This window comes from Serratia sp. EWG9 (assembly GCF_019913725.1).
In the GTDB taxonomy this organism is placed as follows: Bacteria; Pseudomonadota; Gammaproteobacteria; order Enterobacterales; family Enterobacteriaceae; genus Serratia; species Serratia ureilytica.
Genome location: NZ_JADNRO010000003.1, coordinates 102,481 through 120,137 on the forward strand (window position 1 = coordinate 102,481; position 17,657 = coordinate 120,137).

Below are 17,657 nucleotides of genomic sequence, written 5' to 3' on the forward strand. Positions count from 1 at the left end.
CGCTATGCAGGCCGAAATTCTTCTGACTCTCAAACTCCAGCAAAAGCTGTTCGCCGATCCGCGCCGCATCGCGCTGCTGAAACAGGTGCAGCACACCGGCTCCATCAGCCAGGGCGCCAAACTGGCGGGCATCAGCTACAAAAGCGCCTGGGACGCCATCAATGAGATGAACCAACTGGCGGAACAAACGGTGGTGGAACGCGCCACCGGCGGCAAAGGCGGCGGGGGCGCGCATCTGACGCACTACGGCCAACGGCTGATCCAGCTGTACGATCTGCTGGGCCAGGTGCAGCAAAAAGCCTTCGACGTGCTGCAGCAGGACGATCTGCCGCTCGACAGCCTGCTGGCGGCCATCTCGCGCTTCTCGCTGCAAACCAGCGCACGCAATCAGTTTTTCGGCACCGTGATCGAACGCGACCACCAGCAGGTACAGCAGCATCTGGCGATCCTGCTGAACGACGGCAGCACTCGCCTGACGGCGGCCATTACCCAGCAAAGCGCCGATCGGCTGCAGCTGACGCCCGGCAAAGAGGTGCTGGCGCTGATCAAGGCGCCCTGGGTGCGTCTGAGCGTCGATGCGGCCGATAACGCCGACGCGGATAATGCGCTGGCGGGCGTGGTGGCCGGCATTCAGCCGGGCGCCGAACACAGCGAGGTGCTGGTGACGCTGGCGGGCGGCGAAACCCTGTGCGCCACCCTGACGACGGCGGAGCTGCAGCGCCTGCAGCTGAGCGTCGGCGACGCCGTACACGCCCTGTTCAACGCCGATCGGGTGATTGTCGCCACGTTGTGTTAAGCGCAACGTGATGTTGCGTTTTTGTTGATTGACATCACCCGGCAATGCGCCTATTTCTAAGGCAAATAATTGCAAAAAAAGGAACAGGTGATGTCGTCGTTGCACATTTCGCAAGGTTCATTCCGCTTGAGCGATACCCGCACCCTGACGCTGGAAGCGCTGGCGATCCAGGCCGGTGAAAGCTGGGCCTTCGTCGGCGCCAACGGCAGCGGCAAATCCGCCCTGGCGCGCGCGCTGGCCGACGAACTGGTTCTGCTGCGCGGCGAACGCCGCAACGACTTTCAGCATGCGGTGCGCATCTCCTTCGAACAGTTGCAAAAGATGGTCAGCGACGAGTGGCAACGCAACAATACCGATCTGCTCAGCGCGGACGAAGACGACACCGGCCGTACCGCGGCGGAGATCATTCAGGAAGAGGTGAAAGACGTCGCGCGCTGTGAGCGACTGGCCGCGCAATTCGGCATTACCGCCCTGCTGACGCGCCGCTTCAAATACCTGTCTACCGGCGAAACGCGTAAAACCCTGCTGTGCCGCGCGCTGATGCCACAACCCGACCTGCTGATCCTCGATGAACCTTTCGACGGGCTGGACGTGCACTCGCGCGCGCAGCTCGCCGCGCTGCTGAGCGAGCTTTCCGCCCAGGGACAGACCGTGGTGCTGGTGCTCAACCGTTTCGACGAAATACCGGATTTTGTCCGGCAGGTGGGCGTGCTGGCGGACTGCACCCTGACCAACCGCGGGCCGCGCAGCCAGGTGATGGCGGACGCGCTGGTGGCGCAGCTGGCGCACAGCGAAAATCTCAGCGGGCTGGCGCTGCCGGAAACGGAGGATCCGACGCAAAAAGAGGCCCTGCCGGCGGATCGTCCGCTGATCGTCCTGCGTGACGGCGTGGTCAGTTATAACGATCGGCCGATCCTCAATCATCTCGACTGGCAGGTGAACCCCGGTGAACACTGGCAGATCGTCGGCCCGAACGGCGCCGGCAAATCCACCCTGCTCAGTTTGATCACCGGCGATCACCCGCAGGGCTACAGCAACGATCTGACGCTGTTCGGCCGCCGCCGCGGCAGCGGGGAAACCATCTGGGAAATCAAACGCCATATCGGCTACGTCAGCAGCAGCCTGCATCTGGATTATCGCGTCAACACCAGCGTGCGCAACGTGGTGCTGTCGGGGTTCTTCGATTCGATCGGCATTTATCAGGCGGTCTCGGATCGCCAGCGGCAGCTGACCGAGCAATGGCTGGCGCTGCTCGGGCTCGACGGCGCACGCGGTGACGCCCCGTTCCACAGCCTTTCCTGGGGCCAACAGCGGTTGGCGCTGATCGCCCGCGCGCTGGTGAAGCACCCGGCGCTGCTGATCCTCGACGAGCCGCTGCAAGGGTTGGATCCGCTCAATCGCCAGCTGGTGCGCCGCTTCATCGACGTGCTGATCGGCCAGGGCGCCACGCAGCTGCTGTTCGTTTCGCACCATGCCGAAGATGCGCCGCAGTGCATCACCCACCGCCTCAGCTTCGTGCCCGACGGCGAGGGCGGCTACGGCTATCAACACCAGCGGCTGGAGGCGGCCTCCGTCTGAAACGCGGCGTAAACATATCCGGCAACACTTCACCGCAGCACATCACATTTGGCCTTTTATCATAGAAAGAAAGAAAGCCATTTTCTGGAGACGCCATGTCCGCTGCGTTGATTATCATCGACCTGATCGAGGATCTTATCGGGCCCAAAGGCCGCGCCAACCACTGCCGTGAACAGGTGGCGGCGACCCACCTGCTCGCCAACGTCAATGCCGCCGCGGCCTATGCGCGGGTGCGAAAAATCCCGGTAATTTGGGTGCGGGTGGGATTCGCCGACGATTATCATGACATCCCGCCTCACTCGCCGCTGTTCAACCATCTCAAGCAGATCGGCGCGCTGCGGCTAAACGGCCCGGGATGCCGCTGGGTGCCCGAGCTGCACCGGGAAGAGACCGATCTGCAGTTTGAAAAAACGGCGGTTAGCGCCTTCTCCGGTAACAATTTGTTAGCCTGGCTGCGGCAACATCGGTGCCACCATTTGCTGCTGGCGGGCATCAGCACGCCGCTCGCCATCGAAAGCACCGCGCGTCAGGCGCACGACGCCGGCTTTCAGGTGACCGTATTGCACGATCTGTGCGCAGCCCCTACGCAGGAGATCCACCAGCAGAGTCTGGATACCCTGCAAAATCTGGCCGAAATCACCCGTTCGCAGGCCTGGATGAGAGGCTAACCCGCATCGCCGCCGGTTGTGTCGGCCGGCATAATGCACGAATGCATCACTGCCCCGACCTTTAGCGTCATTCTGGTGTGCTACTATCCGCTTTAGCGCTCAATTTCGCCATCATCGCACGCCGCAAAGGCGCTGAGCGCCGTGTACATATTTAAGGGATATATTATGTGGGGCGTACTGGCTGCTTCGTTATTTTTCTTGCCGTTTAACCGGCTGATAGCCTGGGTGATCCTGGCCGCCTCGGCGGGCATGGGGCTTTATCATGGGGTGCTGACGCCACTCAGCCTGGGTTGCCTGTTGGCCATCGTGGCGCTGGCGGGGCTGCGTCATCATTTTCGCGCGCAGCGTAATCTGGCGATCGCGCTCGAAGGGTTGGTGATCGCCGGCTGCGTGGCGCTGTTCTTGCATCTGGTGCCGGGCATCCACAACCAGCTGATGATCGACGGCGAAAAGGCCGGCCCGCTCAGCGCGCCGTTCACCATGTATTACAACTTCGACAAGGCGATGGTGCCGTTCCTGCTGTTCGCCTGCTTGCCCACATTGTTTTCCGCCGAACGCGGCGGCAACGGCGGCAAGGCGGGCTGGATTGCGCTGCTGCTGGCCGTCCCGGCGCTGTTGCTGCTGGCGGTGGCGCTGGGCGGCTTAAAAATCGAGCTGCATGCGCCCGCCTGGATCCTGCCCTTCGTCATGGCGAACCTGTTCTTCGTCTGCATGGCCGAAGAAGCGCTGTTTCGCGGCTACCTGCAGCAGCGCCTCAGCCAGTGGCTGGGGGCCTGGCCGGCGCTGATCGTCGCCTCCCTGGTGTTCGGCGCCGCGCATCTGGCGGGCGGTACGTTGATGGTGATCTTCGCGACCCTCGCCGGGGTGATCTACGGCCTGGCGTGGATGTGGAGCGGCCGTCTGTGGGTGCCGATTCTGTTCCATTTCGGACTGAACCTGACCCATCTGCTGTTCTTCACCTACCCGCTGTATCAGCATCCCTAACGTCTGACACCGGCAGAGAGCGCTTCTCTGCCGGTGGCTGGATGAAAACGCTATCACAAGCGCCTCACCGCCCCGCCATCAACCGCTTTGCATGCTGCTTTACGCCGCCTGTCCGGCGCTTTTCACTGAAGTGTAAACGATTCCATTTTTCGCGTTGGATCACCTTTTTATCGCTGTAGCCATGCTATCTTTTTGCGCATTGACCACTCCCTGTTCAGCAATGGGCGTATCAAGACGGTAATTGGAAGCGATTACACCCTCGTCGACGCCAAGAAAGGAACCGTATGACGGAATTTAACCCTATCGACCATCCGCACCGCCGCTTTAACCCGCTGAGCGGCCAGTGGGTGCTGGTCTCACCGCACCGCGCCAAGCGCCCCTGGCAGGGCCAACAGGAGAGCGTCCCCACGGCAACGCTGCCGACGCACGATCCCGACTGTTTCCTGTGCCCGGGCAATGCGCGCGTCACCGGCGATCGCAATCCGGAATATCGCGGCACCTATGTCTTTACCAACGATTTCGCCGCGCTGATGAGCGATACGCCGCCGGCGCCCGACAGCCACGATCCGCTGATGCGCAGCCAGAGCGCGCGCGGCGTCAGCCGGGTTATCTGTTTCTCTCCCGATCACAGCAAGACCCTGCCCGAACTGACGCTGCCGGCGCTGGAGCAGGTGATCGCCGCCTGGCAGGCGCAAACCGAGGAGCTGGGCAAGCACTACCCCTGGGTGCAACTGTTCGAAAACAAAGGCGCGGCGATGGGCTGCTCCAACCCGCACCCGCACGGACAGGTCTGGGCCAACAGTTTTCTGCCGAACGAGGCCGAACGCGAAGATCGCCTGCAACACGACTATTTCCGGGAACATGCCTCCCCGCTGCTGCTGGACTATGCGCAGCGCGAGCTGGCCGCAGGCGAACGCATCGTGGTGAACACCGAACACTGGCTGGCGGTGGTGCCCTACTGGGCCGCCTGGCCGTTTGAAACGCTGCTGCTGCCGAAAACGGCGGTGCAGCGCATCACCGATCTCAGCGCGGCGCAAAGCCGCGATCTGGCGCTGGCGCTGAAGAAGCTGACCAGCCGCTACGACAACCTGTTCCAGTGCTCGTTCCCCTATTCGATGGGATGGCACGGCGCGCCGTTCAACGGCGCCGACAACCGGCACTGGCAGCTGCACGCCCATTTCTATCCACCGCTGCTGCGTTCAGCCAGCGTGCGCAAATTTATGGTCGGTTACGAGATGCTGGCGGAAACCCAGCGTGACCTGACCGCCGAACAGGCCGCAGAGCGTCTGCGCGCCGTCAGCGATATTCATTACCGTGAAGCCGGAGCCCAAGCATGAGCCTGAAACCGCTTACCCATTCCCTGTTTACCGAACACTTCGGCTATGCGCCGGCGTTGACCATCCAGGCGCCGGGGCGGGTGAACCTGATCGGCGAGCATACCGATTACAATGACGGCTTCGTGCTGCCCTGCGCCATTGATTACCAAACCGTTATCGCCTGCGCCAAGCGCGACGACCGCCAGATCCGCGTGCTGGCCGCCGATTATCAGAATCAGCAGGATCAATTCTCGCTCGACGATCCGATCGTCAGCCATCCCGACCAGCGCTGGTCCGACTATGTCCGCGGCGTGGTGAAGCACCTTCAGCGCCGTAACGCCGATTTCGGCGGCGCGGATCTGGTGATCGCCGGCAATGTGCCGCAGGGCGCGGGGCTCAGCTCCTCCGCCGCGCTGGAAGTGGCGGTGGGCCAGGCGCTGCAGGCGCTCTATCAGCTGCCGCTGGACGGCGTGGCGCTGGCGCTGAACGGCCAGGAGGCGGAGAACCAATTCGTCGGTTGCAACTGCGGCATCATGGACCAGCTGATCTCCGCGCTCGGCCGGCGCGACAGCGCTCTGCTGATCGACTGCCGCTCGCTGGAGACTCGCGCGGTGCCGATGCCGGACAGCGTGGCGGTGGTGATCATCAACTCCAATGTGCAACGCGGGCTGGTGGACAGCGAATACAACACCCGCCGCAAACAGTGCGAAGAAGCGGCGCGTTTCTTCGGCGTCAAGGCGCTGCGCGACGTCAGCCCCGAACAGTTTGCAGCGCGTCAACATGAGTTGGATCCGTTGGTGGCCAAACGCGCGCGCCATGTCATCAGCGAGAATGCCCGCACGCTGGCGGCGGCCGATGCGCTGGCGGCCGGCGATCTGCAACGCATGGGCCGGCTGATGGCGGAGTCCCACGCCTCGATGCGTGACGACTTCGAAATCACCGTGCCGCCAATCGATCGGTTGGTCGAGATTGTCAAAGCGACCCTCGGCCCGCGCGGCGGCGTGCGCATGACCGGAGGCGGCTTTGGCGGCTGCATCGTCGCACTGATGCCGCAGGACCTCGTGGAAACGGTGCGCGCCGCCGTGGCGCACGAGTATCCGCTGCAAACCGGCGGATTGCGGGAAACGTTTTACGTCTGCCAGGCTTCGCAGGGGGCCGGCACATGCTGACGGTGAGCACGGAAGCGGCGCCCGATGGGCAGCCTTACCAGCTGACGCGGCTGCAAAACGCCGGCGGCATGACCGTCACCCTGATGGACTGGGGCGCCACCTGGTTGTCCGCGGTATTGCCGCTCACATCCGGCGAAAAACGCGAGCTGCTGCTCGGCTGCCGCAGCGCCGCAGACTATCAACGTCAGGGCGCCTATCTGGGCGCCACCGTTGGCCGTTACGCCAACCGCATCGCCAACGCCAGCCTGCCCATCGACGGTAAATCCCATGCGCTGCTCGCCAATCAGGGCGCGCACCAGTTGCACGGCGGCCCCGACGGTTTTCATACCCGCCGCTGGCGCCGGGTACAGCAGGATGCGCACCAGGTCTGCTATGCGCTGCATTCAGCGGATGGCGATCAGGGCTTCCCCGGCAATCTCAACGTGCAGGTTTGCTACCGCCTGACCCCCGATAATCGTATGGAAATCAGCTATCTGGCGCAGGTCGATCGCCCCTGCCCGGTCAACCTGACCAACCACGCCTATTTCAATCTGGACGGCCCCGGCACCGACGCCCGCGCCCAACGGCTGCAGCTGTTCGCCGATCGCTATCTGCCCGTCGACGCCGAGGGCATTCCCTGCGCCGAGCTGACGCCGGTGGACGGCAGCGGCATGGATTTTCGTCAACCGAAAACGCTGCTGCAGGATTTCCTGCGCGATCGCGACCAACAGCGGGTCAACGGCTACGATCACGCCTTTCTGTTGCACCGCATCTGCGGCGCGCTGGAAAGCCCGGCGGCCCATTTATGGTCCGCCGACGGGCAGGTGCAAATGAGCGTGTTCACCGACGCACCTGCGCTGCAACTCTACAGCGGCAATTTTCTGGCCGGCACGCCGGCGCGCGACGGCGGCAGCTATGCCAACCATGCCGGCGTGGCGCTGGAAAGCGAGTTTTTGCCGGACAGCCCGCACCATCCCGAGTGGCCGCAGCCGGATTGCTGGCTGCAGCCGGGGAGCCGCTACCGCAGCGCCACGCATTATCAGTTTTATCCTATCTAACCCGCCATGCCCCTCGCCGTGCGGCCGGGGGCGATTTGTTATAAATGCTTACCTTTTAGCCCTATCCCCCCGCCGGGCCCACCTTCCCTTATTCCAAAGCGCGCACTACACTCAGGCTACCGTGATAAGCACAACGCCTTGTGCAACGTCACAATTTTCGGCCGATGGCGGCCAATCAATAGCTGAAGGAACACCTATGCGTCTGATTACTGCACTTCCATTGCTGGCGGGCTTAATGCTGAGCACCAATCTGATGGCGGCCGACGCGACGACGGCGACAAAAACGCCTTCGCCGGCGCAGGCGGCCCAACAGAAACGCATGACCGATTGCAACCAGCAGGCATCCACCAAGTCGCTGAAAGGCGCGGATCGCTCCACCTTTATGAGCACCTGTCTGAAATCCGAAGGCGCCGCTGCGACGGGCAAAACCCTGACGCCGCAGCAGCAGAAGATGAAAACCTGCAACGCCGACGCCAAGACCAAGAATCTGAAGGGCGACGCGCGTAAAACCTTCATGAGCAACTGCCTGAAAAAATCGGCCTGATTTTCCCTCTGCCACGGCGCGTCCGAAGCGATTCCGACGCGCCGTTTCTCACCCTTCCGCCTCAGGCTGAACGATTCAGCTTTTTCCTTTCTCCAGCCCTTACTTTGCGGCAAGAAATTGGCTATGGTTAGACACTATCGATTGCCGAGCCCCGGCCCGCGGCAATATAATGATTTTCGTTATCATTGAAATGTCAGATTATTAAGGAGTTAAGCTATGGCTGTAACTAAGCTGGTTCTGGTGCGTCACGGCGAAAGCCAGTGGAACCAAGAAAACCGCTTCACCGGTTGGTATGATGTTGATCTGTCCGACAAGGGCCGCACCGAAGCGAAAGCAGCAGGCAAGCTGTTGAAAGAAGAAGGTTTCACTTTCGACTTCGCTTACACCTCCGTACTGAAGCGCGCGATCCACACCCTGTGGAACATCCTCGACGAGCTGGATCAGGCCTGGTTGCCAACCGAAAAATCCTGGAAGCTGAACGAACGTCACTACGGCGCGCTGCAGGGTCTGAACAAAGCCGAAACCGCTGAAAAATACGGCGACGAGCAGGTGAAACAATGGCGTCGCGGCTTCGCGGTGACCCCGCCGGAGCTGACCAAAGAAGACGAACGTTACCCTGGCCACGATCCGCGTTACGCCTCGCTGAGCGAGCAAGAGCTGCCGCTGACCGAAAGCCTGGCGCTGACCATCGATCGCGTTATCCCTTACTGGGACGAAGAGATCCTGCCACGCATCAAGAGCGGCGAACGCGTGATCGTTGCGGCGCACGGCAACTCGCTGCGCGCGCTGGTGAAATACCTGGATAACCTGAGCGAAGACGAAATCCTCGAGCTGAACATCCCAACCGGCGTGCCGTTGGTGTATGAGTTCGACGAGAACTTCAAACCAACCAAACGTTACTACCTGGGTAACGCCGATGAGATCGCTGCAAAAGCGGCGGCCGTGGCGAATCAGGGTAAAGCGAAGTAATTTCGCCGGTTCACGAAAAAGCCCCCGGTTTTCACCGGGGGCTTTTTTATTTCTGCTGCGCCATCGCCTCATTCACCGCATCCAGCCGTTCCTGCATCGCCGGATGAGTGCTGAGCCAGGCAGGCAGCGCCCAGTCATCGGTCTTTTCTCGTTCAGGCGCCTGTGCCAACGCGCGGTAGATCGCCGCCATTTCCGCCAGCGAACGCCCCTGGCGCTGCATTTCCGCTATCGCAAACGCATCCGCCTCACGCTCCATCCCGCGAGAAAACTGCATCTCATTTACGAAGGATGCGGACTGCAGCAACGTGTCGCCGATGCCGCTGACGTCACCCGTCATCCACATCAGCGTCAACGCCACCAGTGACGAACGCACCAACATGCGCATCGGATGGCGATAAGCGTGATGCCCCATTTCGTGCAGCATCACCGCCGCCAAGCCATCGTCGTTTTTCGACAAGGTGACCAGGCTATCGCTGAGCACCAGCGTGCCGTCCGGCAACATAAAGGCGTTCGGCGCACCGGGCGCCGCCATCAACTTCAGCGAGAGCGGCGTGCGCTCTTGGCGCATGTCGGCCGGCATCACCTGCCGGAACAGCTGCTGCAGCGCCCGTTGCCGCTCGGCCGGCAGTGCCGAGGGCGCGAAGCCACTCTGCTCCAAGAACGTCTGCGTATGTTCGCCCAGCTTCTGTTCCACCGAGGTGGGGATGCGCATGGCGATCTCGCTGCTCGCCCACGGCAGCACCACGTAAACGTAAGCCACTACCGCCAACAGCGTCATCAGCAGCGCCAGGGCGACGCCGCGTTTATGGCGTTCCAGGCGATGCACCCACCCCGGCGAACGGCGCTGATAGAACCAGCGGCGAAAGGCCGCGTCGTCGTCGGGCACAAAGCGCCCGCCCCCCTTGAAGGTGAGCGTCAGCGGAATATTGCCCAGCGCGGCAGAAACGGTGATGTCCGTCAGCGGGATGTAACGCTGTTCATCCTGCCGCTGCAACGTCACGCCTTCGCCGCTTTCGTTCACCAGCAGACGAGCCGCCTCACGTGCGGCCCGCCCCGGCAACTGATAAGCGCCTTCAAGGATCATCGGCGCCTCAGAAGCTGCCGCCCAGATCCAGCGCCTGCACCGCTTCTTCGGCCACCGCGCTGTTGGCGGTTTCCTGATGCGCCGTAATATCCAGCAGCGCCAGATCGCCTTCAACCGCCGTGCACGCCGCCAGATAACGGGCATGACGCACTTCCGCCACCGGCGCCGCCAAACCGAGCGAGAACAGGGTAATCAGGGTATTGGTGATCAACAATCCCATGTACGGCAGCGTTTTCATTGAGGAATGCAGCTTGATGTCGCCGTTCAGCCTTGCCTGATTAAACAGATAGTTGCGTTGGGCGACAACCTGGTAGCTGCTGGCCACCAGGGCGCCGATCAGCAGCACCACCATCATCAGCAGAAGGCTGCTGATATTGTCCAGCACCAGCACATCGATGGCTTCGTTGGTCAACAGGCCCATCAACACCATCTGATAGAGGGTAAAGAAGAACGAACCGATGCACACCAGCGCGACCAACATGAACGGCAGGAATATGAGCAGGCCGATCAAGGCAAATTTGATAAAGGCCGATTTCTTCAGTTCGGCAATAAACGGCGTGTTCCCGAAAAACAGGTTATTAACGTACAAATCATGCTGCAGTGCGCTAATAATGCCGTTTACCGCCGCAAATGCCGGTACGGCCAAAATCAGCGTCAGCACCAGCATAAATGCGATGGCGTTGACGCTGCCAAGACCGCTGCCAATGCCGAGCAAGACGATCAGACCGACATACAGTCCGATAATCAGCAATAATGGGCAGAACAGCAAAGCCCAATAGGCGCGCCCGGTGCGGCAGACATAATTAAAGCGCACGCCGCGATAGCTCGACATAATCGCATTGTAGCGCCAGCTGCGGATAACAATCCACGGCAACAGGGCAAGCAATACCAGCAGCGCCAACAGCCCCAGCAATGGCGTCACCGCCAGCAGGAAATAAAATACGATGATGCCGCCGATCACCAACAGCCGTCCTTTCAGAATTTGCAGCGGCTGCGCATGATAATCGAAACGATCGCCGTCCAATTCCGTGTTGCCGTAAAAATAGCGGCGACGACGCACCGTCGCCCAGGCGGAATAGATGCCAAGGGTCAGAGCCGTCAATAACGCGTTGACTAACCAAATAGCGAAGTACTCACCACCTTTCCCATGGAATTTAATCCGGTGCAGCCCCAGCGGCTGCGAGGTATTGTTTGTCATAATTCTTTCATCCTGAAAGGAATAAGGTCATACCACGCCCCACTTATTAGGCCTGCGGGGTTTATGGAATAAAAAAGCGTCTTATATAAGCACAATGCCGAGAGCGGTGACAATTATTCTTTTATTAAATCGGAATAATGCGAATACGGCCGCTTAAAGATTTAATAAGCCTATTGACTGTAGGCCTTAAATTGACAGGAGATATACAATTTTAAGGTAAATAGAAAAAGGGCCCGCTGGCGAGCCCCTCTTTACGCGATTAACCGCGGCGCGCTTTCACCGCCGCCGCCAGATCGCGCAGCACGGTTTCGGTATCCTGCCAACCGATGCAGCCGTCGGTGACGCTCTTGCCGTAAACCAGCGGCTCGCCGCTTTCGAGGCTCTGGTTGCCTTCCACCAGGTGGCTTTCGATCATTACACCGATAATCGCTTTTTCACCGCCGCCAATTTGCCCGCAAACATCGGCGCTCACGTCCATCTGTTTTTTGAACTGTTTGCTGCTGTTGGCATGGCTGAAGTCGATCATCACCTGCGCCGGCAGCCCCGCTTTGCTCAGACCGGCTTTGACGTCCTTCACATGCGCCGCGCTGTAGTTTGGCTCTTTGCCGCCGCGCAGGATAATGTGGCAGTCACCGTTGCCGCTGGTGTTAACGATCGCCGAGTGTCCCCATTTGGTCACCGACAGGAAGCAGTGCGGCGCGCCGGCGGCGTTGATGGCGTCGATCGCCACCTTGATGGTGCCATCGGTGCCGTTCTTGAAGCCGACCGGGCAAGAGAGACCGGAGGCCAGTTCACGGTGCACCTGCGATTCCGTGGTGCGCGCGCCGATGGCGCCCCAGCTCATCAAATCCGCCAGGTACTGCGGCGTGATCATGTCGAGGAATTCGCCGGCGGCCGGCAACCCGCTGTCGTTGATCTCCACCAGCAGCTTGCGCGCCAGGCGCAGGCCGTCGTTGATGTTGAAGCTGTTGTCCATTTGCGGATCGTTGATCAGGCCTTTCCAGCCCACGGTGGTGCGCGGTTTTTCGAAGTACACGCGCATCACCACTTCCAGCTCGCCGCTCAGTTCTTCACGCAGCGCCAGCAGGCGCCCCGCGTACTCTTTGGCGGCTTGGGTATCATGGATGGAGCAAGGGCCAATTACCACCAGCAGGCGATCGTCGCTGCCGCGGAGGATATTGTGAATTGCGCTGCGGGCCTGGGACACCGTCTTTGCCGCGCGTTCAGTGGCCGGAAATTTCTCCAGCAAAGCCACCGGCGGCAGGAGTTCCTTAATATCATTAATGCGTAAATCGTCGTTTTGGTAATTCATAGCTTTTCCATTCGGTATCGTGGGGTATTTCGCAGTGCGTAACGGTGTAGATCCCAACAATCTAGCCTGTGAGAATGGCGCTGTAAATCACCTTTGCCCCCCGCCGCTGGAACCGCCAAATTAACAGCAGATTGTGCTGTTTCATCTGGCGAGCGCAGAGCCTCCTTTTTCGCTATGCTAGCGATCAGAATATAAAGTGACCCGAGTTGAACATGCCCTCTCTGCTATTAGTTGATGACCACCCGGTGGTTCATGTCGCACTGGAAGCGGCGCTAATGAAATCATCCCGCCCCTACCGCCTGCAGGCGGCGCAGGATGACGTACAGGCGCTGGCCCTGCTGGCCGAGGCCGCTTTCGGCCTGGTGATCCTGGATATCGGCCTGCCGCAGGTCGACGGGCTGCAGCTGTTGAAAAAAATCCGCCGACGCTATCCGCAACAAAAGATCCTGATCTACACCGCGCAGGAAGCCGATGTCTATGCGCGCATGGCGCATGCCGCCGGCGCCGACGGTTTCGTCAATAAAGGCAGCTCGCTGGCGGAGTTGGTGCAGGCGATCGAACAGGTGCTGGACGGTGAAATCAGCTTCCCCGCCGCTGCGCTGGCCGAAGAGGCGCCGACGGCGGACGGCGGGCTGCTCACCCCTAAGGAGCTCGAGGTGCTGGGCTTGCTGAGCCAGGGGCTGTCCAACCTGCAGATCGCCGACCGGCTGCACATCAGCAACAAGACTGTCAGCACGCACAAAAAAAACATCCAGCGCAAAACCGGCGCCGGCAACCTGCTGGAGCTGGTGGCGGTGTTTAAAGAGCTGGCGCCATGATGCGCCGCGCCCTGCTGCTGCTGATCCTGTGGTGCGGCCTGGCGCAGGCGGCGGAGCCGGTGCGCTATCAGCTGGTCAGCAACCTGAATACCCCCGAGAATATGCTGATCGTCGGCGAGAAAAATCCCTGGCGCGATCGCACGCTGCGCGTCGGCATCATCAGTGAGAACACCAGCCCGTACAACATCATCGTGGACGACGATCTGTATGGGCTGAACGCCGACTACCTCGGCTATATCCAGCAGGTGACCGGCATCCGCTTCGCCATTTACGGCTTCGCCGATCTGACCCAGCTGGAACAGGCGCTGCACGACGGCAAGGTCGATCTGCTGTACGGCATCCCGCAGAGCGAAGCGCTGCACGGGCTGGAGATCTCCCAGCCTTACTACATCAGCAACCTGCGCGTATTGCGCGATCGCAGCAACGATAGGCCGGTGATGCTCAATTCCGCCAACGCCCGCGTCGCGATCGGCGCGCTGACCGACATGCAGTCCGGCGGCGCCCTGCAGGCGGTGGCGTCGCAGATCCAGCGCTACGACAACAACCTGCAGGCGGTCTATTCGCTGCTCAACGGCAGCAGCGACTACTTTATCGCCGACGAGGCCAGCGCCAGCTTTATCATCGACCAACTGCAGCTCGGCCAGCTCTATCAAATTGAAAGCAACGAGAACCTGGGCAACCTCTCCTTCGTGTTCGCCGCCGCCGACCCGCGCCTGATAGACACGCTGGACACCGCCATCGCCGACGCGCCGATGGAACTGATGAATGCCCTGCAGAGCCGCTGGAGCAAAAAGATCCCCAGCTACCTCGATACCGGCAATGCCGATCTGACGACGATGGAGAAGAATTGGGTGGCGAGCCACCGCGTGGTTTACTATGCCGCCATCGAGAACAACTTCCCGTTCGCCTACCGCGGTTCCGACGGCCAGCCGCGCGGCTACGCCATCGATATTCTCAACATCATCGCGCAAAACACCGGGCTGCGTTTCGCGCCGCTGTGGGCGCGCAACGCCGAGCAGGCCGATCAGCTGGTGCAATCCGGCCAGGCCAGCTTCCGCGCCGCCCTGCCGCTGGCGCGCGGCGTCAAGGCGCGCTATGGCGCCAGCATGCCGATCCACCGTTCGCTGTGGGGCGTTTACGTCGGCCAGTATGCCAACGGCGTCTCGACCTGGAGCGATCTGGCCGGCAAGCGCATCGGCGTGCTGCAGGGCGATTTGGCTCAGGGGCTGGTGCCGGAGCAGGAACAGACCGTCAGCTTCGCCGACAGCAAGTCGATGTACGACGCGCTGGCCAACGGCCAGTTGGATGCGCTGGTGGATAACGTCATTTCCGCCAACTTTTTGGCGCTGTCGCGCTATTCCGGCGCGATAAAACTGGCCTTCGCCGCCAACAACATCCCCTATCCGGTAGCCTTCGGCGTACGCCGCGATCAGCCGCTGCTGCTGGCGATCCTCGATAAGAACCTGATGCAGATCCCGGCGGATACCCTGCAATCGCTGCGCGACGAGTGGATCGTCGACCGCAGCAACCTTATCGACGCGGTGAACGACAACCGCATGCCGCCGCAGACCACCTGGCTGCTGGCGCTGTTGGCCGCCGCCACCGTGCTGCTGTTGGCGCTGACGCTGCGCCGTTTCATGCTGCAGCGCCGTGAAAAACGCGAACGCGAAGAGCTCGAGCAGGCGCGCCGCCGCGCCGAAGCGGAAAACCGCATGAAGAGCAAATTCCTCGCCACCGTCAGCCATGAACTGCGCACGCCGATGCACGCCATCCTTGGCCTGCTGGAACTGGAACTCAAACGCCAACCTGCGCCGGAAGGCCTGCCGGTGATTTACAGTTCGGCCTCATCGCTGCTCAACCTGCTCAACGACCTGCAGGATCACGCCCGACTGGAAACCGGGTCGTTGACGTTGGCGCCAAAACCGGTGGCGCTGCGCCCCTGGGTCGCTCGCATTGACGCCCTTTACCGGCCGCTTATCGGCGAACGGCCGTTGACGTTGAAGGTGACGGCAGATCCGGCGCTGCCGGAGGCGGTGGTCATTGATGGTGAGCGTTTACTTCAGGTGGCTAACAACCTGATAAACAATGCGATAAAGTTCACGACGCGCGGAACCATTCAGGTCGAGGTCGGCTGGCGCGCGCAGGATGAACGACGGGGAGAGTTGCAGTTAACGGTGAACGACAGCGGCTGCGGCATCGCCGCCGATGAGGTAGGCAAGCTGTTTCAACCGTTTTACCGCGCGCGCGGCGCGCAACGCATCTCGGTGCAAGGCACCGGTTTGGGCCTGTCTATCTGCAAAGAAATCGTCGAACAGATGGGCGGCCGCATAGAGCTGCACTCGCAGCCGGGCGTCGGCACCCGCGTCGAGGTAGTGATACCGGTCGAGCTGAGCGGCGACGCGCCGGCTGGCGTTCAGGAGGAGCACACCTTTGCTCTGCCGTCTTCCGCCTTGCGTACCGCGCTGATCGACGATCATCCCACCAATTTGTTGCTGCTGGAACGCCAACTGCGCCACTTCGGGCAGCAACCCGCCCGCTTCGAACAAGGCTATGCGCTGCTGAAGGCCCAGCGCCGGCAGCCGTTTGACCTGCTGTTTATCGACTATAACATGCCGCGCCCGGACGGCCTGACGCTGGCCAGGCTGATCCGGCGCGACGAACAGCGGCTGCAGCGCCCGCCTTGCCGCATCGTGCTCTGTTCGGCGGACGTGCAGGAGTTTACCCGCATCCCGCCGGGGCTGGTGGCGATCGATCACTTCCTGACCAAGCCGATTTCGCTGACGGCGATCGGCCAGGTATTGGCTCAGCAACCGCAGGCTCAGGAAGAAAAGTCAGTCCTTACTGACCTACGGCAAACGCTGGCCGAAATGGCGGGCGGCGATCGCGCCATGCTGCAGCGGCTGGCGCAGACGCTCGGCGATACGCTGCGGCAAGACCGGCAGCGGCTGGCGGACGCCGTCGCCGCGAACGACTGGCCTCGCCTGGAGCAGGCGGCACACCGCATCAAGGGCAGCCTGCTGATGCTGCAGCTGCCGGAAGCCGCGCAGCTGTGCCAACAGCTGGTGGATACCGCACGTCGGGGCGAGCTTGCCGCCGCCGCTTATACTAAATTAAAGGCGTTAGTGGCGCAGATAGAACCGGAGCTGGACGCTCTGCTCGCCGCCGCCCCCTCTTTCGCTATGCATAAGGATGAATAATGTCGGACACTCCACACGTACACCTGCCGAAAGACAGTAACAGTAATAGTAAACGCCTACTGACCGCTTTTTTAGTCACCGCCGTCTTTATGGTGGCCGAGGTGGTCGGCGGCCTGTTGTCCGGCTCGCTGGCGCTGTTGGCCGACGCCGGCCATATGTTGACCGACGCCGCCGCGCTGCTGGTGGCGCTGATGGCGGTGCACTTCTCCCAGCGCAAACCCAACGCGCGCCACACCTTCGGCTACCTGCGCCTGACCACGCTGGCGGCCTTCCTCAACGCCGCGGCGCTGCTGGTGATCGTGGTATTCATCCTGTGGGAGGCGATACGGCGTTTCTTCGAACCGCAGCCGGTGATGGGTACCCCGATGCTGATCATCGCCATAGCGGGGCTGCTGGCGAACCTGTTCGCCTTCTGGCTGCTGCATCGCGGCAGCGAAGAGAAAAATATCAACGTGCGCGCCGCCGCGCTGCATGTGCTGGGCGACCTGCTCGGCTCGGTGGGCGCTATCGTCGCGGCCATCGTTATTCTCGCCACCGGCTGGACGCCGATTGACCCGATCCTGTCGGTGTTGGTCTCCTGTCTGGTGCTGCGCAGCGCCTGGCGGCTGCTGAAGGAGAGCTTCCACGAGCTGCTGGAAGGCACGCCGCAGGAGGTCGATATCGCCAAGCTGCAAAAAGACCTGTGCCTGAACATCCCGGAAGTGCGCAATATCCACCACGTACACGTCTGGCAGATCGGCGAACAGAAGCTGATGACGCTGCATGCGCAGGTGATCCCGCCACATGACCACGATGGGCTGTTGCAACGCATCCAGGCTTATCTGTTGCAACACTACAAGATCGGCCACGTGACCATTCAGATGGAGTACCGGCACTGCGAGACGCCGGACTGCGGTATCAATCGGGCGCCGGAGCCGAGTGAACACTCACATGCCGAGGCGCATTCGCACCTGGGGCATCGCCACTAAGCCAAGAGGGCGCCATCAC

The 17,657-nt window shown here is 61.4% G+C and carries 15 protein-coding genes; 12 read left to right on the forward strand and 3 right to left on the reverse strand.

Going from position 1 to position 17,657, the window contains the following annotated elements; translation table 11 throughout:
* Positions 1-4 precede the first annotated feature (4 nt).
* The 9 genes from modE to gpmA all read left to right on the forward strand — a co-directional run bounded on the left by modE (position 5) and on the right by gpmA (position 9,061).
* On the forward strand, positions 5-796 hold the full coding sequence (gene modE / locus ITX55_RS08690; RefSeq protein ID WP_033652348.1) for a molybdenum-dependent transcriptional regulator: 792 nt from the start codon (positions 5-7) through the stop codon (positions 794-796).
* 90 nt (positions 797-886) lie between these two features.
* On the forward strand, positions 887-2,374 hold the full coding sequence (gene modF, locus ITX55_RS08695; RefSeq protein ID WP_042785657.1) for a molybdate ABC transporter ATP-binding protein ModF: 1,488 nt from the start codon (positions 887-889) through the stop codon (positions 2,372-2,374).
* Positions 2,375-2,469: 95 nt separating this feature from the next.
* Complete coding sequence (locus ITX55_RS08700) at positions 2,470-3,042, forward strand: cysteine hydrolase family protein (protein WP_033642216.1); 573 nt, start codon at positions 2,470-2,472, stop codon at positions 3,040-3,042.
* A 165-nt stretch (positions 3,043-3,207) separates the two neighbouring features.
* Positions 3,208-4,026: a CPBP family intramembrane glutamic endopeptidase gene (locus tag ITX55_RS08705; protein WP_147837712.1), complete on the forward strand. Its 819-nt coding sequence runs from the start codon at positions 3,208-3,210 to the stop codon at positions 4,024-4,026.
* 284 nt (positions 4,027-4,310) lie between these two features.
* The gene (galT, locus tag ITX55_RS08710; protein WP_089191311.1) at positions 4,311-5,363 is read left to right on the forward strand and encodes a galactose-1-phosphate uridylyltransferase; all 1,053 of its coding nucleotides are present in this window, start codon (positions 4,311-4,313) and stop codon (positions 5,361-5,363) included.
* Positions 5,360-6,511 carry a galactokinase gene (gene galK / locus ITX55_RS08715; RefSeq protein ID WP_046686587.1) on the forward strand — a complete coding sequence of 384 codons (1,152 nt, stop codon included), beginning with the start codon at positions 5,360-5,362 and terminating at the stop codon, positions 6,509-6,511. Before galT ends, galK begins: the two co-directional genes overlap by 4 nt.
* A complete protein-coding gene (gene galM / locus ITX55_RS08720) occupies positions 6,505-7,548 on the forward strand; it encodes a galactose-1-epimerase (protein ID WP_108680290.1) in 1,044 nt (347 codons plus the stop codon). Before galK ends, galM begins: the two co-directional genes overlap by 7 nt.
* A 196-nt stretch (positions 7,549-7,744) precedes the next feature.
* Complete coding sequence (locus tag ITX55_RS08725; protein WP_046896799.1) at positions 7,745-8,092, forward strand: PsiF family protein; 348 nt, start codon at positions 7,745-7,747, stop codon at positions 8,090-8,092.
* Between the two features lie 216 nt (positions 8,093-8,308).
* Entirely contained in the window at positions 8,309-9,061 is a 753-nt protein-coding gene (gpmA, locus tag ITX55_RS08730) for a 2,3-diphosphoglycerate-dependent phosphoglycerate mutase (RefSeq protein ID WP_016928714.1), read from the forward strand.
* 46 nt (positions 9,062-9,107) lie between these two features.
* On the opposite strand, the gene ITX55_RS08735 is transcribed toward gpmA, so the two are convergent.
* The 3 genes from ITX55_RS08735 to aroG all read right to left on the reverse strand — a co-directional run bounded on the left by ITX55_RS08735 (position 9,108) and on the right by aroG (position 12,655).
* Positions 9,108-10,145 (reverse strand): M48 family metallopeptidase, encoded by a 1,038-nt coding sequence (locus ITX55_RS08735; RefSeq protein ID WP_033652342.1) that lies wholly within the window; start codon positions 10,143-10,145, stop codon positions 9,108-9,110.
* Positions 10,146-10,152: 7 nt separating this feature from the next.
* The gene (locus tag ITX55_RS08740) at positions 10,153-11,343 is read right to left on the reverse strand and encodes a YjgN family protein (protein ID WP_108680289.1); all 1,191 of its coding nucleotides are present in this window, start codon (positions 11,341-11,343) and stop codon (positions 10,153-10,155) included.
* A 259-nt stretch (positions 11,344-11,602) separates the two neighbouring features.
* Complete coding sequence (gene aroG, locus ITX55_RS08745) at positions 11,603-12,655, reverse strand: 3-deoxy-7-phosphoheptulonate synthase AroG (protein WP_025301893.1); 1,053 nt, start codon at positions 12,653-12,655, stop codon at positions 11,603-11,605.
* Between the two features lie 212 nt (positions 12,656-12,867).
* On the opposite strand from aroG, the gene ITX55_RS08750 reads away from it, so the two are divergent.
* From ITX55_RS08750 to zitB, 3 genes are read left to right on the forward strand one after another with little or no spacing between them, the layout of a single operon-like run.
* The gene (locus ITX55_RS08750; protein WP_033642206.1) at positions 12,868-13,473 is read left to right on the forward strand and encodes a response regulator transcription factor; all 606 of its coding nucleotides are present in this window, start codon (positions 12,868-12,870) and stop codon (positions 13,471-13,473) included.
* On the forward strand, positions 13,470-16,670 hold the full coding sequence (locus ITX55_RS08755; protein ID WP_108680288.1) for a transporter substrate-binding domain-containing protein: 3,201 nt from the start codon (positions 13,470-13,472) through the stop codon (positions 16,668-16,670). The genes ITX55_RS08750 and ITX55_RS08755 overlap by 4 nt, the downstream gene beginning before the upstream one ends.
* Positions 16,670-17,638, forward strand: coding sequence for a CDF family zinc transporter ZitB (gene zitB, locus ITX55_RS08760; protein WP_047025689.1), 969 nt, complete (start codon positions 16,670-16,672; stop codon positions 17,636-17,638). Before ITX55_RS08755 ends, zitB begins: the two co-directional genes overlap by 1 nt.
* The last annotated feature ends 19 nt before the right edge of the window (positions 17,639-17,657 follow it).